This is a genomic window from uncultured Erythrobacter sp. (assembly GCF_947502395.1).
Classification (GTDB): domain Bacteria; phylum Pseudomonadota; class Alphaproteobacteria; order Sphingomonadales; family Sphingomonadaceae; genus Erythrobacter.
The window spans coordinates 91,323-112,434 of record NZ_CANMZM010000002.1 but is presented as its reverse complement, the minus strand read 5'-3'; the positions used below and the strand labels follow the sequence as shown (position 1 = coordinate 112,434).

The 21,112-nt window shown below is 56.9% G+C and carries 23 protein-coding genes, 1 tRNA gene and 1 pseudogene; 12 read left to right on the top strand and 13 right to left on the bottom strand.

What is annotated here, in order from left to right:
• Window positions 1-136 precede the first annotated feature (136 nt).
• Window positions 137-538, top strand: coding sequence for a 30S ribosome-binding factor RbfA (gene rbfA, locus Q0778_RS06705; RefSeq protein ID WP_298308514.1), 402 nt, complete (start codon window positions 137-139; stop codon window positions 536-538).
• Here the strand turns inward: rbfA and Q0778_RS06700 are convergent.
• Window positions 535-1,131, bottom strand: a complete 597-nt coding sequence (locus Q0778_RS06700; protein ID WP_298335010.1) for a YceI family protein — start codon at window positions 1,129-1,131, stop codon at window positions 535-537. The genes rbfA and Q0778_RS06700 overlap by 4 nt on opposite strands.
• Window positions 1,132-1,180: 49 nt before the next feature.
• Entirely contained in the window at window positions 1,181-2,815 is a 1,635-nt protein-coding gene (locus Q0778_RS06695; RefSeq protein ID WP_298335008.1) for an AbgT family transporter, read from the bottom strand.
• 155 nt (window positions 2,816-2,970) lie between these two features.
• Here Q0778_RS06695 and Q0778_RS06690 point away from each other — a divergent pair, with 155 nt between their 5' ends.
• The 6 genes from Q0778_RS06690 (at window position 2,971) to Q0778_RS06665 (ending at window position 9,251) form a co-directional block, all read left to right on the top strand.
• Window positions 2,971-3,564, top strand: a complete 594-nt coding sequence (locus Q0778_RS06690) for a thymidine kinase (RefSeq protein WP_298308522.1) — start codon at window positions 2,971-2,973, stop codon at window positions 3,562-3,564.
• Window positions 3,565-3,597: 33 nt separating this feature from the next.
• Entirely contained in the window at window positions 3,598-4,314 is a 717-nt protein-coding gene (locus Q0778_RS06685) for a site-2 protease family protein (protein WP_298335006.1), read from the top strand.
• Between the two features lie 10 nt (window positions 4,315-4,324).
• Window positions 4,325-5,317, top strand: coding sequence for a tRNA pseudouridine(55) synthase TruB (truB, locus tag Q0778_RS06680; protein ID WP_298335004.1), 993 nt, complete (start codon window positions 4,325-4,327; stop codon window positions 5,315-5,317).
• Window positions 5,318-5,328: 11 nt separating this feature from the next.
• Window positions 5,329-5,598: a 30S ribosomal protein S15 gene (rpsO, locus tag Q0778_RS06675; RefSeq protein ID WP_298308532.1), complete on the top strand. Its 270-nt coding sequence runs from the start codon at window positions 5,329-5,331 to the stop codon at window positions 5,596-5,598.
• 267 nt (window positions 5,599-5,865) lie between these two features.
• Window positions 5,866-8,172 (top strand): polyribonucleotide nucleotidyltransferase, encoded by a 2,307-nt coding sequence (gene pnp / locus Q0778_RS06670; protein ID WP_298308535.1) that lies wholly within the window; start codon window positions 5,866-5,868, stop codon window positions 8,170-8,172.
• A 392-nt stretch (window positions 8,173-8,564) separates the two neighbouring features.
• Window positions 8,565-9,251: a spermidine synthase gene (locus tag Q0778_RS06665; RefSeq protein ID WP_298335002.1), complete on the top strand. Its 687-nt coding sequence runs from the start codon at window positions 8,565-8,567 to the stop codon at window positions 9,249-9,251.
• A gap of 16 nt (window positions 9,252-9,267) precedes the next feature.
• On the opposite strand, the gene Q0778_RS06660 is transcribed toward Q0778_RS06665, so the two are convergent.
• The 3 genes from Q0778_RS06660 to Q0778_RS06650 all read right to left on the bottom strand — a co-directional run bounded on the left by Q0778_RS06660 (window position 9,268) and on the right by Q0778_RS06650 (window position 11,510).
• Window positions 9,268-10,194 (bottom strand): DUF481 domain-containing protein, encoded by a 927-nt coding sequence (locus Q0778_RS06660; protein WP_298335000.1) that lies wholly within the window; start codon window positions 10,192-10,194, stop codon window positions 9,268-9,270.
• Window positions 10,195-10,207: 13 nt separating this feature from the next.
• On the bottom strand, window positions 10,208-10,735 hold the full coding sequence (locus Q0778_RS06655) for a DUF1993 family protein (protein WP_298308547.1): 528 nt from the start codon (window positions 10,733-10,735) through the stop codon (window positions 10,208-10,210).
• Between the two features lie 97 nt (window positions 10,736-10,832).
• Complete coding sequence (locus Q0778_RS06650; protein WP_298334998.1) at window positions 10,833-11,510, bottom strand: GcrA family cell cycle regulator; 678 nt, start codon at window positions 11,508-11,510, stop codon at window positions 10,833-10,835.
• Window positions 11,511-11,683: 173 nt separating this feature from the next.
• Between Q0778_RS06650 and Q0778_RS06645 the strand changes: the two genes are divergently transcribed.
• Window positions 11,684-12,475, top strand: coding sequence for an ABC transporter permease (locus Q0778_RS06645; protein ID WP_298309281.1), 792 nt, complete (start codon window positions 11,684-11,686; stop codon window positions 12,473-12,475).
• A 20-nt stretch (window positions 12,476-12,495) separates the two neighbouring features.
• Here the strand turns inward: Q0778_RS06645 and hspQ are convergent, their stop codons facing one another.
• The gene (gene hspQ, locus Q0778_RS06640) at window positions 12,496-12,876 is read right to left on the bottom strand and encodes a heat shock protein HspQ (protein WP_298308554.1); all 381 of its coding nucleotides are present in this window, start codon (window positions 12,874-12,876) and stop codon (window positions 12,496-12,498) included.
• 196 nt (window positions 12,877-13,072) lie between these two features.
• Between hspQ and Q0778_RS06635 the strand changes: the two genes are divergently transcribed.
• Window positions 13,073-13,162: transfer RNA gene (locus tag Q0778_RS06635), tRNA-Ser, on the top strand.
• Window positions 13,163-13,498: 336 nt separating this feature from the next.
• Here the strand turns inward: Q0778_RS06635 and Q0778_RS06630 are convergent.
• From Q0778_RS06630 to Q0778_RS06605, 6 genes are all read right to left on the bottom strand, one after another.
• Window positions 13,499-15,100, bottom strand: a complete 1,602-nt coding sequence (locus tag Q0778_RS06630) for a recombinase family protein (protein ID WP_298309114.1) — start codon at window positions 15,098-15,100, stop codon at window positions 13,499-13,501.
• Window positions 15,100-15,516, bottom strand: coding sequence for a DUF2924 domain-containing protein (locus Q0778_RS06625; protein ID WP_298309117.1), 417 nt, complete (start codon window positions 15,514-15,516; stop codon window positions 15,100-15,102). The genes Q0778_RS06630 and Q0778_RS06625 overlap by 1 nt, the downstream gene beginning before the upstream one ends.
• Complete coding sequence (locus tag Q0778_RS06620; protein WP_298309121.1) at window positions 15,513-15,713, bottom strand: DUF3489 domain-containing protein; 201 nt, start codon at window positions 15,711-15,713, stop codon at window positions 15,513-15,515. The genes Q0778_RS06625 and Q0778_RS06620 overlap by 4 nt, the downstream gene beginning before the upstream one ends.
• Window positions 15,714-15,922: 209 nt before the next feature.
• Complete coding sequence (locus tag Q0778_RS06615) at window positions 15,923-16,627, bottom strand: DUF5681 domain-containing protein (RefSeq protein ID WP_298334996.1); 705 nt, start codon at window positions 16,625-16,627, stop codon at window positions 15,923-15,925.
• Window positions 16,620-17,936, bottom strand: a complete 1,317-nt coding sequence (locus tag Q0778_RS06610; RefSeq protein ID WP_298309129.1) for a DNA methyltransferase — start codon at window positions 17,934-17,936, stop codon at window positions 16,620-16,622. Before Q0778_RS06610 ends, Q0778_RS06615 begins: the two co-directional genes overlap by 8 nt.
• 249 nt (window positions 17,937-18,185) lie before the next feature.
• Complete coding sequence (locus Q0778_RS06605; protein WP_298309131.1) at window positions 18,186-18,587, bottom strand: hypothetical protein; 402 nt, start codon at window positions 18,585-18,587, stop codon at window positions 18,186-18,188.
• Between the two features lie 83 nt (window positions 18,588-18,670).
• Here Q0778_RS06605 and Q0778_RS06600 point away from each other — a divergent pair, with 83 nt between their 5' ends.
• The 3 genes and pseudogenes from Q0778_RS06600 to Q0778_RS06590 all read left to right on the top strand — a co-directional run bounded on the left by Q0778_RS06600 (window position 18,671) and on the right by Q0778_RS06590 (window position 19,853).
• Window positions 18,671-18,883, top strand: a complete 213-nt coding sequence (locus Q0778_RS06600; protein ID WP_298309134.1) for a helix-turn-helix transcriptional regulator — start codon at window positions 18,671-18,673, stop codon at window positions 18,881-18,883.
• 49 nt (window positions 18,884-18,932) lie between these two features.
• Window positions 18,933-19,127, top strand: coding sequence for a hypothetical protein (locus Q0778_RS06595; protein ID WP_298309137.1), 195 nt, complete (start codon window positions 18,933-18,935; stop codon window positions 19,125-19,127).
• Between the two features lie 154 nt (window positions 19,128-19,281).
• Window positions 19,282-19,853 (top strand): annotated as a pseudogene (locus Q0778_RS06590) (tyrosine-type recombinase/integrase).
• 175 nt (window positions 19,854-20,028) lie between these two features.
• Here the strand turns inward: Q0778_RS06590 and Q0778_RS06585 are convergent.
• Window positions 20,029-20,697: a hypothetical protein gene (locus tag Q0778_RS06585; RefSeq protein ID WP_298309140.1), complete on the bottom strand. Its 669-nt coding sequence runs from the start codon at window positions 20,695-20,697 to the stop codon at window positions 20,029-20,031.
• Between the last annotated feature and the right edge of the window lie 415 nt (window positions 20,698-21,112).

Below are 21,112 nucleotides of genomic sequence, written 5' to 3'. Positions count from 1 at the left end.
GAGGCTGAATTCCAAACTCATCTGAGCTCTTCTCATTCAACCTTGCGATGTGCAGAGTTTCGGGGGGATTGCCCGTTTGGTTACGACCACCGAAGATTTACTCGCAGACTGGGTGGCTTCCGGCTAAAGGAAACGCATGGCGAAACGACAAGACTTCACCGCTGAACAGCAATCGGTCCGCGTGCTCAAAGTGGGCGAGCGCGTACGCCACATCCTGTCCGAACTCCTGGCCCGGCAGGAAGTGCACGACGATGTGGTGAGTGCGTCCAATATCGCAGTGACCGAGGTGCGTATGACACCTGACCTTCGCAACGCGACCGCCTATGTGAAACCTCTTCTTGGCAATGCCGAAGATGATGTGGTTAAGGCTCTACGCCAGAACACCGCTTTTCTTCAGCGTGAAGTGGCCAAGCGGCTGGGCCTGAAATTCGCGCCCAAGCTTAAATTCCGCAAAGATGAAAGCTTTGCTGAAGCTGACCGGATCGAGGCGCTGTTGCGCGACCCCAAGGTGGCGCGCGATCTGGATGAAGACGGCTAGTTCGGAACCATCCGCGCATTCAGCTTGATCTTGACCTTATTGCCAACGATCAACTGATAGCTTTTCATCCCGTATTGACGTCGATCAATTTCCATCTCGCCAGAAAAACTGACCGCTTCAGAGCCTGCTTCCGTAGGATCGCCGGTGAAAGTCACGTCAAGCGTTTCGGGCTGGGTCACTCCGCGAGCGGTCAGCTCTCCGGTGACGCGGCCTTGGGTGGCGGAGGTCATGGTGAGCGAGCGGCCGACAAAACGGATTGTGGGATAGCGCTCGACCCAGAAGAAGCGTTCTCCCCTCAGCCGCCTCAATGTGGTTTCATCCGGTGCTTCAATCGCTTCGGCATCGAAAGTCACATCGACAAGCGCACGTTCCGGTGCGCCGGGAACCACGCTCACGGTGCCTTCCATTCGGGGGAATCGCGCGGTCTTACTGGACAGGCCGAAGAACGGGACGCGGGCCGATACCGAACTGGCGCTGGCATCCAGCGTGTAGCTAATCGCAGCTGTGCTCTGGGCCGTCAGGCAGGTTGGCAACAGAAGCGCGAGCAATGCCAAACCCAAGCGGTGACGATAGGAAGCAAGAGTTTCGATCATACCCATATACGCATGAGACCCGATTTAGGTTCTATCCGAACTTTTCAATTCAGCCACCGCCCGGCAACACATAGCCTACGGGCGCATCTGGGCCGAGTGGAATGCCTAGGTAGAACCAGATCACAATGAGGACCGTGCCTGAGATCAGCAGCCAGATCGAATAGGGCAGCATGGTCGCCGTCAGGCTGCCAAGACCGAAGCTCGGCACCCAGCGCTGCGCGAAGATCAGGATCAGCGGGAAGTACACCATCAGCGGGGTGATGATGTTGGTGGCGCTGTCACCGACACGGTAGGCGGCTGTCGCCCCCTCTGGGCTAATGCCAAGAAGCATAAGCATGGGCACAAGGATTGGAGCGAGCAATGCCCATTTGGCACTGGCCGAACCGACAAACAGGTTCAAGAGCCCTGCGAAGATCACCATCAGCCCGATCACAATTGGGAGCGGCAGGCCGGTCGATTGGATCGCTGCGGCCCCATGAACTGCGGAAATCAGACCGAGGTTCGACCATGCAAACATCGCTACGAAGTGTGCGGCCGCAAAAGCAAGGACAAGGTAATAGCCCATGTCCTTCATCGCCTCAGCCATCATATTGACGAGGTCGCGGTGGTTCTTGATCGTGCCCACGGCTTTGCCATAGGCCCATCCGCAAGCGAGGAAGAGGATAAAGAACCCTGCCACCAGCGATTGGTAGAAGGGGCGCAGCTCTCCGTGGATCGAGCAATCGGGGATACGCTGACCTGCTTCGTTGAGACACGCAGCTTCATTGATAAGCGGCGTGCCGGGGGCAAACACCATGACTGCCCAAAGCGCCACAACGCCAAGCGCCGCCAGACCCGCATTGCGAAGACCTTTGCCCGCGTTTTCGGGAGATGCCTCTTCGATGGCTCTATCGGTGTCGCTCGCGCCTGCCGATGCGCCGCCGGTCCATGGGCCAAGGCGTGGTTCGATCACCTTGTCGGTCACGTACCAGATGATCGGCAGATAAAGCGCGGTCATTGCGGCGATGAAGTACCAATTGCCCGCAAGGTTCGCGCCCCATGCCGGGTCCAGCGCGCTCGCGCCCACGGCTTCTTCGGTGATGCCGAAGAGCAGCGCATCGAGCTGCCCCGGCGAAATATTGGCCGAGAACCCGCCCGATACACCCGCAAATGCTGCTGCGATACCAGCCAGGGGATGGCGGCCAGCGGCTGCAAACAGAATGCCGGCCAGTGGGATCAGCACCACGTAACCGGCGTCCGCTGCGTGGTTGCCGATCATCGCGACCAGGGCCACCACCGGAGTGAGCAGGCCCGTAGGAGCGCTGCGAACCGCGCTTGACATACCGGCGGCGAAGAAACCGGAACGCTCTGCAACGCCAGCGCCGAGCATCACCACAAGGACATAGCCAAGAGGATGGAAGTGGGTGAACGTCTTGGGCATTTCGACCCAGAGTTTCTGGATGTTGTCTGCTGACAACAAGCTGACCGCTTGAATAACTTCCGGGTTGCCCGCTTCATCCACGCTCGTGGGATGCAGTGCCGAAACACCAAGCGCCGCCAGCAGGACTGACACTGCGATAAGTGCGAAGATCAGATAGAAAAACAGGAAAACAGGATCCGGCAATTTGTTGCCGCTGCGTTCAACCCAGCCAAGAAAGCCGGTCATGCCTGGATGTGTATTGGTCGCGTCTGCGGCCGATGCCATAAGTGATCCCCGTTGTTTTATCTCGATTGGCGTTGGGCTAGCATTGCGGATCGCGCCTGTCACACCGATGAATGGCGACTAATCAACAGGGCTTTGCACAGCCGAGGCCCTTTCGCCCTTCGACAATTCGCGCGGGGGCAGGATAGTGATGGGCCATGGCGAAGCTCTACTTTTACTATTCCAGCATGAACGCGGGCAAATCGACCACGCTGCTTCAAGCCGACTTCAACTATCGCGAGCGCGGGCAGGCGACGATGGTCTGGACCGCGGAACTCGACACGCGTTCCGCTGGGCTGGTGAAAAGCCGCATCGGGCTTGAGGCTGACGCGCATCTCTACACGCCCGAGACAGACTTGAAGGCCGAAATCCTGAAGTCGCATTCCGATAGAGCCCTTGACTGCGTGCTGGTGGACGAGGCGCAATTCCTCACCCCGCATCAGGTTTGGGAGCTGGCTCATTTGTCCGACGAACACGGCATTCCAGTGCTTTGCTATGGCCTAAGGACTGACTTCCAAGGTGCGCTCTTTCCGGGATCTGGTGCCCTTTTGGGGATCGCCGATGCCTTGGTCGAACTCAAAGCCGTCTGCTGGTGCGGTCGCAAAGCCTCGATGAACCTGCGGGTCGATGGTTCGGGTCGCCCTGTGAGCGAGGGGGAACAGACCGAAATTGGCGGCAATGATCGCTATGTCGCGCTGTGCCGCAGGCATTTCAGCGCAGCGCTCAGGGGTGAGCCAGGGGCGCTTGGGTAGCGGGCCGCGGCCTTCGTCCCTACATAGAACCCAATGTTCGACACACTCAGCTTCGCGCTTGTTTTCATCCCATGCCTTGTTATTGCCATCGTGTTTCACGAGGTCGCGCATGGCTATGCGGCCAAGGTCTTGGGCGATCCCACCGCGAGCGAGCGCGGGCGGCTAACGCTAAACCCCATTCGCCATGTGGACCCGGTTGGCACTCTATTGGTGCCCGGTGGGTTGTTGTTGCTTGGCGCGCCTGCCTTTGGTTGGGCCAAACCCGTGCCGGTCAACAAATGGCGGCTTTCTAACCCACGTTTCGGTATGATGGCGGTTGCAGCGGCAGGCCCAGCGAGCAATTTCGTGCTGGCATTCGTTGGCGCGGTTGCCTTTGGCATGATCGGCACTTTGGGCGCAGGCTGGGCCGAAAGCGAGGCGGGCTTTCCTATGTTGGTCGGAGCCGACGGCACGGCGCTGCCAGTCGCAACCGGGCTCTATCTCTTCATCCTCATCAATGTGTTTCTGGGGCTGTTCAACCTCCTGCCGATACCGCCTTTTGATGGCTCCCACATTGTCGGTGGGCTCCTGCCCAAGCCGCTGCGCAACCAATGGGAGAAACTACAGCGCTTTGGAATGGTGCTGATCCTCGGCGTGATCGCGTTCAGTTGGATTTTCGGAACCGGCTGGCTTGAGGTAACCGTCCTTCCGCTCCTGGCCAAGGTAATGAGCTTTTACGAAGGTATCGCAAACGCGATTGCGCTGGCGTAAGGGCGCAAGCGTGACCGAAGTGAAGAAACCTGCGCCTCACGGCTGGCTGATCCTCGATAAACCGCGTGGGCTTGGCTCGACGCAAGGGGTTGCGGCGGTGAAGCGGAACCTGCGGCAAGCAGGCTATGCCAAGACGAAGGTGGGGCATGGGGGGACGCTTGATCCGCTGGCGGAAGGCGTGTTGCCGATAGCCTTGGGCGAGGCAACGAAGCTTGCCGGGCGAATGCTCGATGCGAGCAAGATTTATGAGTTTACGGTGCAGTTCGGGGAAGAGACCGCAACGCTTGATACAGAAGGCGAGGTGGTTGAGCGCTCAGATGTGCGGCCTAGCTTGACTGAGGTGGAGGCGGTGGTGCCGCAGTTTACTGGACAGATTGAGCAGGTTCCGCCTGCATACTCGGCTCTAAAGGTCGATGGAAAACGGGCCTATGATCTCGCTCGGGCAGGCGAGCAGGTGGAGCTTAAGACAAGGGCAGTTACAATTCATTCCCTCACAGTTCGTCATCCCGGCGAATGCCGGGATCCAGAGCGGCTAGGCGAGGGTGAAGTGATACTGGACCCCGGCCTTCGCCGGGGTGACGCGGTGGAAGCAATCACTCTCACCGCCCACGTCTCCAAAGGTACCTATATCCGCAGCCTCGCCCGCGATATCGCCCGCGCTCTTGGAACCTGCGGCCACGTCACCTACCTTAGGCGCACAAAAGCGGGTCCGTTCCTCGATAGCGACGCGATTTCACTGGACAAGTTGAACGAAATCGCTAATGGCGCGCAATTATCTGACCTACTCCTGCCGTTGGAGGCAGGGCTGGACGACATCCCGGCCCTTACCCTCACCCAGACAGACGCGCAGGCGCTCCAACAAGGGCGGGTCGTGTCTGGATTGCCCCAACCTTCCGGGCTTCACTGTGCGATGCTGGATGCACGTCCTATCGCGCTAGTCGAAATTCAGGAGGGGACCGCAAAAGTGGTCAGGGGTTTCAACCTACCCGATGTCGCTGAGTAGAAAGAACAAAAATGTCAGTAGCACCTGAACGTAAAACAGAAATCATCAAGGACAACGCGCAAGCCAAAGGCGACACCGGTTCGCCAGAAGTGCAAGTCGCGATCCTGACAGAGCGTATTCGCAACCTCACAGAGCACTTCAAAGCCAACCACAAGGACAACCACTCACGTCGTGGCCTCCTTATGATGGTGAACAAGCGCCGTAATCTTCTTGCCTACCTCAAGAAGAAAGATGTGGAGCGCTACAACGCACTGATCCAGAAGCTGGGTCTGCGTAAGTGACGAGATGCTTCGGCCCGCTTCGGCGGGCCGTTTAGTATCCGTCGTCCCGGGCTTGATCCGGGATCTAGGGCCTCAAGCGCCGTGCTATGTGGCTCTAGATCCCAGCTTTCGCTGGGATGACGATAATAGAATAAGGGGCACGGATCACAATTCGGTGGTCCAGCCTTGGGGCTTTGCAAACCACGCCCCAGACCGGACCGGGACGGTATACCCGGAAATTAGAGGCCCCGCATTGCAATGTGGCATGCGGGTTCAAAAGGAAAATCCATGTTCGACACGAAAACCGTATCGGTAGAGTGGGGCGGAAAGACCCTCACTCTGGAAACCGGCCGTATTGCCCGTCAAGCTGACGGCGCTGTTCTGGCCACTTATGGCGAAACCGTGGTGCTCTGCGCCGTGACCGCCGCCAAGTCAGTTAAAGAAGGCCAGGACTTCTTCCCGCTGACTGTACACTATCAAGAAAAATTCTCAGCCGCCGGCCGTATCCCGGGTGGCTTCTTCAAGCGCGAAGGCCGCGCGACGGAAAAAGAAACGCTGACATCGCGTCTCATCGACCGTCCTTGCCGCCCGCTCTTTCCAGAAGGTTTCTACAACGAAATCAACGTAATCTGTCAGGTTCTGTCCTACGACGGCGAAACTGAGCCAGATATCCTTGCGATGATCGCTTCATCGGCTGCTCTCACCATCTCTGGCGTTCCATTCATGGGCCCAATTGGTGCGGCGCGCGTTGGTTTCTCCAACGATGGCGAATACATCCTCAACCCGAAAGTTGAAGATGCACTTGGCGAAGATGGCCGCCTCGACCTGGTAGTTGCGGCGACACAAGACGCTGTGATGATGGTTGAATCCGAAGCCAAAGAGCTGACCGAGGAAGAAATGCTCGGCGCTGTGATGTTCGCCCACGAAGAAAGCCGCAAGGTTATCGGCGCGATCATCGAACTCGCTGAAAAAGCTGCAAAAGAGCCATGGGCGCTTGATCCGGTGGAAGACAAGACTGCCAAGATGGAACGCCTTCGCGGTGCCATCGGTGCGGATCTTGAAACCGCATACAAGATCACCGACAAGTCTGCCCGTCAGGATGCCGTAAATGCAGCGCGCGAAAAAGCACGCGAAGCCTTTGCTGACCTCGCGGAAAGCGATCCAGCCGAATATCTTGGCACGCTCAAGCTTGTTAAGAAGCTCGAAAGCGACATCGTTCGTGGGTCCATCCTGAAGGACGGCACGCGTATCGATGGCCGTAAGCTGGATCAGGTTCGCCCGATCGAAGCCATGGTTGGTCTGCTTCCACGCACCCACGGTTCGGCTTTGTTCACGCGCGGTGAAACGCAGGCAATCTGCACCACCACGCTTGGCACCAAAGACGCTGAGCAAATGATCGATGGTCTTGAAGGCCTTAGCTACAGCAACTTCATGCTGCACTATAACTTCCCGCCCTATTCGGTCGGCGAAGTGGGTCGTTTCGGTTTCACCAGCCGTCGCGAAACCGGACACGGCAAGCTCGCCTTCCGCGCGCTTCGCCCGGTTCTGCCAACGGTTGAAGACTTCCCTTACACGATCCGTGTTCTCTCTGACATCACCGAGTCCAACGGTTCATCTTCGATGGCCACCGTTTGCGGCGGCGCATTGTCGATGATGGACGCAGGTGTTCCACTGGCGCGTCCGGTATCGGGCATCGCTATGGGCCTCATCCTTGAAGGCGAAGACTTTGCAGTCCTCTCAGACATCCTTGGTGATGAAGATCACCTTGGCGATATGGATTTCAAGGTTGCTGGTTCTGAAGAAGGCATCACTAGCCTCCAGATGGACATCAAGGTTGCCGGCATTACGCAGGAAATCATGGAAAAAGCGCTTGAGCAGGCAAAAGCCGGCCGTGCGCACATCCTTGGTGAAATGGCGAAAGCTCTCACCGGTGCCCGCACCGAAGTTAGCAAGCACGCACCACGTATCGAGACCATGCAGATCGACAAATCGAAGATCCGTGACATCATCGGTACAGGCGGCAAGGTGATCCGTGAGATCGTTGCTGAAACCGGCGCTAAGGTCGACATCGACGACGAAGGCACGATCAAAATCAGCTCCTCGAATGCTGATGAAATCGAAGCCGCGAAGAAGTGGATCGAAGGCATCGTTGAAGAAGCCGAAGTCGGCAAGATCTACAACGGTAAGGTCGTCAACATCGTCGACTTTGGCGCATTCGTGAACTTTATGGGCGGCAAGGACGGTCTCGTCCATGTCTCCGAAATGAAGAACGAGCGTGTTGAGAAAGTCACCGATGTGGTTTCCGAAGGCCAAGAGGTGAAGGTCAAGGTTCTCGAAATCGACCAGCGCGGCAAAGTCCGTCTGTCGATGCGTGTTGTTGATCAGGAAACTGGTGAAGAGCTGGAAGACACCCGCCCACCCCGTGAGAAGCGCGAAGGCGGCGGTGGTCGCGGCGGCGATCGTCGCGGTCCACGTGGCAATCGCAGCCGTGGCGGTGACCGTGGTGGTCGTCGTGATGGTGCCAATGATCGTGGGGGTGATAAGGGCGGCAACAATGACGGCCCGGCATCAATGCCCGACTTCCTGAAAGACTAATCGCCTTTCACTACGAAACACAAGGCCCCGCTAAGAGCAATCTTGGCGGGGCTTTGTTTTGGCGATGGCGTGTAGGCCCACCCCGCTGCGACTAGCAAGCAAGCTTGCAAGTCTCACTGCCCCTCCTGCAAGCGGGAGGGATGAGGTTTGCTCATACTTGCTCCCCTCCCGCCTGCGGGACGTGCTGGGGGTGAGCAATTTCCTACGCGGGAGAAACAGGCTATGGAGTTGGGAATGACGACGGCACTGATTACCTCTGAAATCTCCTCCCGAAGCCCAGTTTCAGCACCCAAAGGTTTCTTGCCTTTGGACAGTGTCTCAAGTGTCTCAAAATTTTTTCCAAGTCATTGATTAGCAAAGAGACGCCCAAAACCACGAAGGATGCGATGGTAATGCTCAAACGCGAGCTTTTAGACACAGCCCAGATTGACGAGGGAGAGCTGCTCGAACTGTTTAGCCACGGGCGCGACTTTATGATCGTGCTGGGGCGCAATGAGTTGATGAGCACACGCATGCGCTTTTCTGAAGAGCAATTGGCGGAAATGACGCTCGACCGGCTGGAGACGAAATGCCCACGTATCTTGATCGGTGGTTATGGCATGGGCTTCACGCTTCGTGCAGCGCTCGCGCGGCTTCCCGCGAGCGCCGAAGTCGTGGTGGCAGAAATCAGCGACAAGATCATCGAATGGGCGCAGGGGCCTATGGCGGAGTTGACGGGAGACTGTCTTGAGGACCCGCGCCTCGACCTAAAAATCTGCGATGTGGCGGCGCTGATTGACGATGCCAATGATGGGACTTGTGCCAAGTTCGATGCGATCCTGCTTGACGTCGACAATGGCCCCGATGGGATGGTTCGCGCCGACAACAACCGCATCTACTCGCGCACCGGCCTTGGCAAAGCGCGCGATGCTTTAAAGCCGGGCGGCATCGTATCCGTTTGGTCAGCAGCGCCCGATCATGGGTTCCGTCGCCGTATGCAAGAGGCGCGGCTTGATGTTGAAGAACGCACTGTGCGCTCGCGGCCCAACAATAAGGGCGCGCATCATGTGATTTGGTTTGGGAGGACAAAGGGAGGGTGACCTTCTGCTCCCTTATCTAGAAGCCGTAGATCACTGTGATGCGGCTCAGCGTATCGGTCTCGACCGCTCCGGCGGGTGGATCGGTGTCGTGTTCAACTGTGTAGGAGAGACGCACTGAAACAGCGTCCGAGATGGAGGCCTGGAGCCCGGTATCAGACACAAAGGTGCTCGACCCGCTTTGCACCAATGCGGTCGCATCCTGGGTGAAGGTGAGATTGTCCGAGATTGCCCAGTCAAAATCCGCTGCTGCCAGCCCTGCAATATTGCTGGTCGTGCCGCCTCCGACCAATTCGGTGCGCCGCCACGCGGGTCCAGCCTTGACGGAGAGGGTCGGGCCATCGGTGAGCACATCATAACCAAGCCCGCCCGAACCCGAATAACGCGCAGAAAAACCTTGGAAACTGTCACGTTCATATTGTCCCAGAGCATAAGCGAAGAGCCGGTCGGTGATCTTATAGTTGAGCTCGTAAGAGGCGAAATATTGCTCGCGGGTGGTTACCCCTTCACTGCGCTGATAATCCGCGCGCCCAGCAAGTTTGTGCCGCCAGTTGATGCCGTCCTTGCTAAGGGCAAGGCTTGCGCTGATCCCGGTGTTATCGGCATTGCCCGACGACATGAATGCGCCAAGTTCGCCTTGACCGGTCCAGTTCTCGAGAATGCCAGCGGACCGGATCTCCGCTTCCATGGCGGCGGCCTCTTCGGCCTGGTTCGCGGCAAGCTGGATCTCAAACCCGGCGAGTAATTGGTCGAGCTGTGCGCCATCATCCGGGTTGGTGGTGCGCGCAATGTCGATGACGGTGCGCACTTTCGCCTCGTCACCGGTGGCAATCGCTGCGTCAATCATAGCGCGCACAGGTTCTGGCAGCTGCGCAAGAGCGGTGGATGGAAATGAAGCAAGCGTCAGGGCCGCAAGCCCTGCGGTAAGGTGTGAGAATTTTGTCAAAATGAGCTCCTACTTACGCCCCGATCACACGGGGAATCCCGGTGAAATCGCGCTTGCCGAGAGCAACGCCTTTGTGACGCAGAATGTCGTAAAAAGTGGTCGCGTGGAAGAAGAAGTGATGCTGATTGAAGCCGAGCAGGAAGTTTTGTCCCGTCATCTCAAGCACGCGCTTTCCACCAAGTTCAAAACCGATGGTCTTGTCCGAGATGTCTTCGAGAAATTCCGGCGTAACCGCCTTAAGCTTTGCCAACGCATCATCCACCATCGCGCGCATTGCGTCCCAATCGCCAGGAATCTCGGTGAAGTCGGGCGAGAAGGCGCCCGTCTTGTAGAGATTGATCGCAAAGCCAGAATGCACCCAGCACGCACGCACGTGCCAGGGCAAAGACCACATATCCTCATGCAACGTAGCTTCAATCAGTTCGCTATCGGGAAGATCGTGCTCTCGGCAATGCGCTTCGGCCTTGTCGATTATCCCGCGCATCCCGCCAAGAATCTGGATGGCATTAGGAACGAAAGCTTCATGAAGAGTAAGGGCCATGTCTAAACTCGTACTATGTGATGTCGCTCAAATCAAAAGGCCCGGCAGCTATTTGAGCAACCGAGCCTCGTGGAATAGGAAACTAGCAAACCCGCCTTTAACGTACTCTGGGCCCGCCAAATGGCAGTGGCGGCGGGGGTCTGCGCGCACCTCTTGGCAACTGTGCCTGATAAGCGCGCCCACAATGTTCGACGCAATAAGGAAAGCCTGGATTCACAGGTTTGCCACAGAAGTGGAAGTCGGGCTCACCCGGGTGACCAACAGGCCAGCGGCAGACCTTATCCGAAAGGTCCAACAGGCTGGTCTTATCCTTGATCGAGGGGTCAGGCTTGGCCGGAACGAGGCGACGCGGCGGAGCGGGTGGAATCGGCGCTTGTTGATCGCCGGGTCCCTGGCGGAGGAAGCCGCCTGGGCCGACCGAGACGATCTTGGGCAGATTGGGCGTCGGATTGGGAACAGGCTGGCTGTTGACCGGGGCGTTTGGCTGCGCCGATTGTGCTGTGGATGCAGCAGGTGCAGGCTTGGCGACTGGCTTGGCCGCCGCTGGTGCCGCTTTCTTCGCTGGCGCCGCCTTTGCCGCAGGCTTTTTTGCAGCCTTCTTCTTCTTGTCGCCCGATTTGACGGGGGATGGGCGCGATTTGAGGCCAAGACGGTGCGCTTTGCCGATCACGGCATTGCGGCTCACCCCGCCCAATTCTTCAGCGATCTGGCTGGCGGTAGAGCCGCCTTCCCACATCTTTTTGAGCGTTTCGATCCGCTCGTCAGTCCAACTCATATGACATCCGTCCGTTATCTGCTGCCTGTAGATAGGCAGCTTGTCACTTTGTGCCAGAGGCCTTAGGCGCTTGCTTCATGGAAAGAGACCTTTCAGCCACACCAAACGGTGCAACGGCTCCCCAACAGACACAATCCGCCGGGAGCACCCGGTTTCCCCCGCGCGGCGAACCGATGATCACCGGAATCAATCGCGTGGGGCTCTTGGCGCTCTATATGAAGGAGGTCCGCCGCTTTCTCAAGGTCCAGACGCAGACGATTTGGGCTCCTGCGGTCACAACTTTGCTCTTTTTGGTGATTTTCACCGTTGCATTGGGCCGAGGTGGGCGTGAAGTGCTGGGCGTGGAGTTCGCGAGTTTCGTTGCGCCGGGCCTTATCATGATGGGAATGATGCAAAATGCTTTTGCCAATTCCTCCTTCTCATTGCTTGGTGGTAAGATACAAGGAACGATCATCGACTACCTGATGCCGCCGCTCTCGCCTGGTGAGCTTATGGCAGCGATTGTCGGAGCGGCTGTGACGCGCTCAATAATGGTAGGCGGGGCGGTTGCGATCGCCATGCTGTTGTGGCCTGGCGTTTCGCTTGGTGTGCAGCATGTCTGGGCGGTCATCTGGTTCGGCCTGATGGGCAGCGTGATGCTGGGATTAATAGGCCTTGCAACTTCGGTCTGGGCGGAGAAGTTTGACCACAACGCTGCGGTCAGCAATTTCATAGTTGCTCCGCTGTCGCTGCTTTCCGGTACTTTCTATGTGATCGATAACCTCGCGCCGGCGTTCCAAGCTGTAAGCCGGGCAAACCCGTTCTTCTACGTGATTTCAGGCTTTCGCTACGGCTTCTTGGGTGAGAGCGATATCGGTCCTGACAACGCGGTCGTCATCGCCGCAATTGGCATTGGTGCGCTCAATATTGCGATTGCGCTCGCGGTGTATGCGATGTTGCGTTCGGGCTGGAGGCTCAAGAGCTGACCTCCCCCGCTCATCCAAGTTTAATGCGTTAGCGATCGCCGCATCCGGTAACGACCGTCCGCAAATTGTTCGAACAGCTGGGGAACCGTGGGATGATCCACCGGGCCGCCCTGGCTGTCGCTCACCAGATTACCCTGGCTTACATAAGCGACATAGCTCGATTCTTCATTCTCCGCGAGGAGGTGATAGAACGGTTGATCGCGCGGCGGACGCATGTCCTCGGGGATCGCCTCATACCATTCTTCGCTATTGGCAAAAACGGGATCGATATCGAAGACCACGCCGCGAAAATCGAACAGGCGGTGGCGGACGACCTCGCCGATACCAAAGCGGCTGCGGGTCTGTCGCGGGGCATTTATGGTGCGGCCCGCTTGGCTCGAAAAGAAGTGCGAACGTTCCATCGGAGCGAGAATATGGCTCTTCGCACGTGCAAAACAAGCGGTTTGGCTGAATCTGCCCCAGATATGCCCGCATTTTGTTGTACCTTTGTGCTCGTCAGGGGCTTGGCAAGCCGGATGGTGTGAGGTAACCGGCGCCCTCCTTGCAAAGGCGATACCACACGCCCCTTGCGAGCGAGCTTGCAACGCCAAGGAAAGCGGAGAGATGCCGGAGTGGTCGAACGGGGCGGTCTCGAAAACCGTTGTGCTCTCACGAGTACCCAGGGTTCGAATCCCTGTCTCTCCGCCACCCAGTCACGCCCTCGCTGGGATTTCCAAAATCAATGCCCCAAAGCCCCGCGCTCCGCGGGCCTTGCGCGTGCTCTGAGCACCGCGGAGACGCCAAATTCCGGTCTCAGTGCGGGGTTTCCCGTGAAAGTCTCAGAACGAAATTAGGCGGGTGCTGAGACGCCATTAGCAGGGAATTTTGCAAATTTTCATCGCCTGCCTCGGTCTATACGCTCTTAAACTCCTGCAAACACGATAGAATCCGCCGGTTTCCGGGTTTCAAAACAGGGAATTCAATTTCGAATATCAGGGAATTTATCCCTGCAGATCAGGGTATTTCGCTCGTGGAACAGGGAATTCAATTTCCCTGTTCGAGAAGCAGGGAATCCTGGGCGTTCCAGTATAGAGGAAGGTGGCTCTCGATAATCCTCTGCAAGGTCAGCGATACTGGTTGAGTGCCCTTCGCGATTGCCATCTGAATGGTCGGCGAGAGCATCGCAAGGCGCATCCGGCGCGTGGTGACTTGCACGCTGAGCCCATCGGCCCTTGCGATATCGGTCATGGTCTCACCCGCTGTGAGACGGGCTTTCCAATGGATCGCTTTGAGCAGGGCTTGCTGAAGTGTGAGGTCGGGGTGGGTGATGGCCGCGTCGTAGACAAGCTTCAGCTCGTGCTTGCGTTTGGTCAGTTCGATGTCGAAGCGTGATCGAAGCGAGGTGGCGCTTTGCAATTCGCACCCAAGAGCATCTTCAACAGATGCTTGCGCAAGCCGGACTTCGATATCGGCCTTACGAAGAAAGATGGCTTCGACGAGGTCTAGTGTCTTTGCTCGTGAGCGCTTTTGCAGCTCGGCCTTCTCCGCTTCGAAGCCCTTGATCTGCGAGGGGCTGGTAAGGCCGTCGACATCGCCGGCCTTCAACCGGGCGATCATCTGCCGCGCTGCCCAGAACAAGCATCCTTCAATGTCGGCCGCGCGGATCCGCCAATCTTGCGAGCTTGCTTCACCCGTTAGATAGTAGGTGTAGACCTTGCCGCGCGGATTGGCGGTGTGGCGCGTCATGGCGATGCCGTCAGCATCGAACAGCCGCCCTGATAGCGCGCCCGGGACGTTGCGACCGCCTTTGGTGCGGTTTGCAGTGGCCAGCTTTGCCTGCACCTGATCCCAAGCTGCCTGATCGATGATAGCCTGATGCTGGCCAGGATAGCTCGTGTCCTTGTGCGGAATGCGGCCGATATAGATCGCATTGTTGAGCACCCTGTAAATCAGCCCGCGCGTGAATGGACGACCACCCAGCATCCGACCAGTCTTAGCCTGATATCGTTTGGTCAGAAGCCCCTCGCGCTTGGCCTCCTCGACCACTTTTGGAACCTGACCCAACTCAAGATAGAGCCGGAACAAACGACGGATAGTCTGCGCTTCAGCCTCGTTGACTTTAAGCTTTCGCCCATCGGCATCGTAGCCGGTTGGGATCCGTCCTCCCATCCATAGACCTTTGGCTTTGGACGCGGCGATCTTGTCTCGGATGCGCTCGGCGGTGACCTCCCGCTCGAACTGCGCAAAAGAGAGCAGCATGTTGAGGGTGAGCCGACCCATGCTGGTCGCTGTGCTGAAACTCTGCGTCACCGACACGAACGAAGCATCAACTGCATCCAGGTCTTCAACCAGTTTGGCAAAGTCCGCGAGCGAGCGCGTAAGCCGGTCGATCTTGTAGACGATGATGCGATCGACTTGGCGTGCACGGATCGCTTCCATCAGCCGCTGCAGGGCAGGGCGTTCCATATTGCCGCCGGAGAACCCGCCATCGTCATACCGTGTCGGGTCGAGCCGCCAGCCTTCATGCGCCTGGCTCTTGATATAGGCCTCACAGGCCTCTCGCTGAGCATCGAGGCTGTTGAAGTCTTGATCGAGCCCTTCTTCGGTGGATTTGCGGGTGTAGATCGCGCATCGAATGCGCGCCATCAGCTCTGGACCCCAAAGAAGCGGGGTCCGGACCAGCGCGTGCCCGTGATGAGCTGGGCGATCCTGGAGAGACTACGATAGGTCTCACCTTCCCATTTATAGCCATCCTCGCTGACCCGGACCGTATGGCGCTTACCTTTCCAGTCGCGGGTGAGGACGGTTCCAGACTGAGCCAGTGGTGCCTGCGAAGAGCTGTCAGAGCATAAGCTTCGCTCAAGTGCCCGTAGGATGGCGCTATCAGAGGGAAGCTTTGGATGCTGTTTGCGCTGCATCGTGTCCGCAAGCAGATGCCGCATCAGTTCAGGGCTAAGGCGCGGTGGTAGCGTATCGAGGCCGGCTCTTTCGCATCTGACGCGGAGCTGCTGGTAGTTGAGTTCTTCGAGGCTATCGAGCTCGTACGGCGCGGTATCGCTCATGCATCCTCGCCTGCGGTAAGGACATAGCGTTTGCCCTTATCGGTGTCGGTCAGCTCGATTGTGTGACCCGCTTTTCGCAGACGCGAGATGGCAGCGCGCACGGTGTACGGCTGCCATCCCAGGCTCTTGCCTGCGGTGGCAAGGCTGACGCCGCCTTTGCGCTTCATCAGTTGGATCAATTTGGTCTTCTTGCTCATGGCTCGTCTCCGTTTCTGGCGGGACATCGTCGTCCCACTGAGACAAGCCCTGAACCGTCAGCGGCCGAGGGCGGATTGGCCGGGCCATGACGGCCCGGCTCGATCAATCAATGTCCATTGGTGCTCGAGGCGGCAACGAAGTCAAGTCAGCGAATTGGACGTTATCACTGGTATGCCAGTGATAACGTCCAACCGCATTCGAAAACCCTCTAGCCCTCAGACATCGTCATCACAGTCGAGCGTACATGAACCTCGTCCCTGGCGAGCTTAAGAATGCTCTCCGCATCGGCGATGTTCTCTTCAATGAGCGCCTTGAGTGTATCATCCTCTGCGAGTTCCAGCTCATCGTGGAGTGCCCGCAGCTCAGCTTCGAAATCACTCTTGCGAGCCTGCCATTTCTCGAGCTGCCTTTGCTCACCAACGTCGATTGGCCCGGTGATTGTGACCGCGCCTGTCCGCATGCAGATATCAACATTGCTGGGATGCGGAACGAGTTCAGGCGGATCTATGTCCAGCATCTTGCATCGCTCGAGCTCTTGCCAGGCGTTGTGGCGGTAATTGATGACAGCTTCGAATAGCGAGGCACGCTCCTGAATCTGCTGCTTTTGCGTTGCCAGTGCCAAGGTCAAAAACTCCTTCCTCGCGCGATCAGAGCCCTTGGCCGCATCTGCCGCCATTTTGCGCAAGATGACCTGCGCAATAGGGACCTCGATCCTCTCGCCATTTTCAGAGATTGTGACCGTTCGCTCTGCTTCATTGCGCATGAGCTCACCGATCGTTTTCATAATGCCTTTCGGCGGCTTCTTGTTTTTCGCGCCGCGAGGGCGCCCAGCAGGGTTGCCCGAATGGCCTTTCTTGAAACGAGTGTGCTTAGGTGGCTTGCCGTACCCAATCTCATAGTCGTCATCAGACATCGGCCATCTCCCGTTCTGGAAGGCTAGGCGCTCGGGTGTCAATGCGCTCATCAGAGCCAGCGAGCTTGGCTTTGAGGCCGGTCTCGGCCTGCAGCCTCTTGATGATCACATCGCAATAGGCAGGATCGAGTTCGAGCCCGTATCCAACACGCCCAGTCCGATGCGCGGCGATCAGGGACGTACCGCTGCCAGCGAAGGCATCGAGGATGATCCCGCCGCGCTTCGAGCAATCGAGGATTGCGTCCTCGACCAGTTTGACCGGCTTGACGGTGGGATGCGTTGCAAGGTCCTCATCCCTGCTCTGACCGAAACTGTTGATGCCAGCGTATTCCCAGACATTGGTCCGGTAGCGGCCATGCTTGCCGAGCTTCACATTGTTGATGTGTGGCTTGGTGCCGTGTTTGAACACGAAGACTAGCTCGTGCTGCGAGCGGTAGAGAGAACCCATGCCGCCATTGGTCTTGGCCCAGACGCACAGGTTTTTGAGCTCGTCATAAGCAGTTTCGCCCGCCGTGAGCACCTCGGCCATATGGCGCCAATCCATGCAGATATAGTGGATCGAACCATCGACTGAGTTCGCTGCAAGGTACGTGAAGACTGATTTCAGGAACGCTTCGAACTGCTCCTTGGTCATCTCACCGGCGGCCATTTCAAACTCGCGGTGCTGGACCGCGCCTAGGCCGCAGACATGCCCCGAGATCGGCACGTTGTAGGGCGGATCGGTGAAGGCCATCTGCGCAGGCTTCGAGCCGTCAAACAGCGCCTCATAGGCTTCAGACTTGGTTGCATCACCGCAGTAGAGCCGATGCTTGCCGATCAGCCACAGGTCACCAGGTTGGGTAACCGATGGCTCGTCGCACGGTTCCGGGATAGCCTCTTCCTCGGCTTCAGGATCAAGGACCAGCATCGCGTCGATCTCCGCCATCTCAAAGCCCGTGATGGTGAGATCGAAGTCGAGGTCGAGGCTGTCGAGGTATTGGAACTCGAGCGCCAGCAGCTCGTCATCCCAGCCTGCATTTTCGGCAAGCTTGTTGTCGGCAATGACGTAAGCTCGAACCTGCTCTTCGCTCAGATGGTCAAGGCAGAGGGTAGGGACTGTTTCGAGGCCAAGCTGCTTGGCGGCCTCCACGCGGCCATGACCGGCAATCAGCCGGCCTTGTGCGTCCACCAGAACAGGGTTGGTAAAGCCAAACCGCTCTATGCTGTCAGCGATCTGTTTGATCTGGGCCTTGGAATGGGTGCGCGCATTGCGCTGGGCTTGTTTTAGGTCAGCGACCGACCTGCGTTCAAGTGTGTCTGGAAGTTGCATACATTTGTCCTGCGTTCAGAGTTAAAGTTCATTTCTGTTCTCCGTTTCTGAACGCATCAGAAGCCCGCGCACGGTGCGACAAATGCATGGTCTCATTGAACGGTCACCCATCCCGATCGTGAAAGATCGAAGATGCCGCTGAGATGGTTGGAATTTAGGTGAGGATGTGAGCGTGTTCAAGCCTAAAGCTATGTTTTAACTTTACATCTGACGCACTGGGCCCCGTGTTGTGCCATGATGGAACAGTTTCTATTGGCAAAACTGATCCCAGGCGATTTGCACTTGCTCTTCGGTCACTTGCTCCTCGATCAGAACCGTTCCGCCAGCGATAAAGCGTTGCGGCCCCGTCATGCCGCCAAACCCGTTCCGCGAATTCACATAGCCGCAGATAATCGCCGAGCGATCCTTGGTGGGTGGGTAGACTTGCATATTCGAGAACTCAGCAGATTCCGGGTCCCGCAACCGCTCTTTGATCACAGTCTCGGCAACAAGCTTCCAAGTCACTTCATCGGTAGGCAGCGGAGCGGACTCCGAAGCTGTATCGGAACCGCGATCGACCGACCCTCCTTGGCTACCGATGGCGCCGATTATGATGACACCCCACACTGCTCCGAATACCAGCACGGCGGTCCTCTTGTTTGAACTACTCACGAACATTCTCCTGCATTCAACTCACTCACAACATACTATAGTTGATAAACACGATTGCTGTGCTTCGCCAATGGTTTCTGGCGATGGATATGCGGAAACTTGTTGGCGAGAATTGTGCTCGCATCCGTAAGGATAGAGGTCTGACTCAAGAAGGGTTGTCAGAGCTTTGCGGCCTGTCGCAGCAATATCTGAGCGATCTAGAGCGCGGGAAACGCAATCCAACGATTGTGACGATCTATGAGATCGCGCAGGCGCTTGAGGTCAGTCATGTGGATCTCGTTACGCCGACCGAATAGTCGAACGATGCCGATGGACTTGTGAGCCACGCAATGGCTTCGTGGTGCCATGGACGACAGTCGGCCAAGGACGTCTCAAGCGATATACACTGAGATTGGCATGCTCATGGAGGATGCTGCTGTCGTCGCACTGAATTTGGGCGGTGAGCGGGACGACCCGGATACAGCGAGTGTGCAAGAGCTCGAGGGCGCAGTGCTGAAGATCGTGGCGCTTATGAAAGCCGCTCAATTCATCTCAGAATGACCGCTTTGCACCCCAATCCAAGACGTAGCCATTCGAGATTTTAGTTGCTGAAAGCGGACATTCTCTGCGGCCATTCCGGCCAAGGAGAATGGCAATGACATATTCACACTTTGACCCCGCTTCACAGAACCGAGTGCCTTGGAACTTTGGTGCGATGATCGGCCCCAAGCGGCCATTCAACCAGAAACAGATCTGGGCGATCCGATTATTTCTTGATCGCGAGGAACGCACAATAGACCGGGCCCTTTTCGACCTAGCGTTCGATTGCAAGCTGCGAGGTTGCGATCTCGTTGAGCGAAAAATCGGAGATCTGTTCTATGGTCTAGGTATTAGGACGCGAGTCACAGTCACGCAGCGCAAGACAGATCGGCCCGTCCAATTGGAGATTGCAACTGACGCTCGCGTAAGTCGGCTTGCTTGACTGGAGCTCAGATGTGGTGACTTCGAAGACTTAGTATTTCTCAGTCGCGCTGATCACACCCGCCACTTGAGTACACGACAACAAGCACGGCATGTTGACAAGTGGGTTGTGGCAATCGGCTTGCGACCTGAGGAATACGGGAAACACTCGCTTCTTCGCACCAAGGCTTCGATCACCTGAAAAACAGCTGGCAACATTCGTGGAATCCAGATTTGCTAGGTCACTCGACAATCGAGAACACCGCGCGCTATCTGGGCGTCGAGATTGAAGACACTTTGACGCATGCTGAGAAGACCGAAATCTGACTGGAATTGTGCGCTGGCCTTAAGAGACCCAGCGTCCACGTCTGGGGATGAAATCGGTCATCAGTGAGCCAACGCGAACCCCAAAAATGAAGCAAACTCTTATTGAGTCGCCAGATAAGATCTTGGCGAACATTCGCGGGAAAAGACAAGCCTGCCCACCTATTTCGCAAAATGACTACGACGCCAAAATGATATGATCCGCAATGGGGTCATAGCGCAGGTCAATTCCAAGCTCGCGCAAGCGGGAAAAAGAGACCAACGCTTCCGGTTCTAGCTGTCCAAGACTTTTACTCAACTTTGACACTTCTGGAAGCGACTGAAGCTCACCTGGAGTCGCATAGTTTCGAGCGAACTCATCGATCGTAACGGTGATGCTTCCCAACCTATCACCCTTGGACATGAGACTTTTTTTGACCTGGATCTGGTCGCCTTGGACCGAAGCAGATGTTGAGTTGAAATCGGCAAGATCGAATTGGATGCCAATCGGGGGTGATTGAGATACTTGAATCGGCACCGAAGCGTCCGAGATCGTTTCGGGAGAGTTGGAGGCGATAATGGACGGCGAATCAATTGCAGTGCCGTTGCTATCACTGCTGACGCGCTCCGCGACTGAGCTCAAGTCGATTGGCAAATCTGCCCCTGCTGCGAGATCCCCGTCCGAGGAAGCCACATCTTCGAAAGCGCGTACGGCCATTGATCCAGTATTACCAACGGTAGGAGGATGAAGAGCTCGCGTTTGCGGGATTATGCCCGCCGATAACAAGGCGAGGACAATGACTACGAGGAATGCCATCAAAAACCTGCTGGCAAGCTCTTCCGAGCGTTTGTCGAGATCATCCGCCAAGATTGCCCCTCCCCAATCGGACGCTTGTCACAGAGCCAAGTCCCGGATCACCCGCCACGTGAACAAGGCCAATATGCTGAACATCTCACTCGACCAACACACATGGCTTGCTTTGATATGAGCGCGTCGAATTCGAGCCATCATGCGCGTCTAGATTTTTTCATATTATTCGCAGAATCCCACTTTTCGCAAGGTTTTCATCACGGGAAGCTTTCCCGGCCAAACGACTCGACCAGAAAGGAGGTAAATTCGAGTTGCATTAACGCCGCTCATACAAATCAATACAATTCCTGGAAAATTCACAAAGTTTTACAAATTGTTGCTGGCCTGCAAGCTAAGGTTAACACACTTGCAACCATGTTTATTTCCTGCTCTTATTGAGCCGCTAGGGGACTTTTGGACGGGTGCCACATTC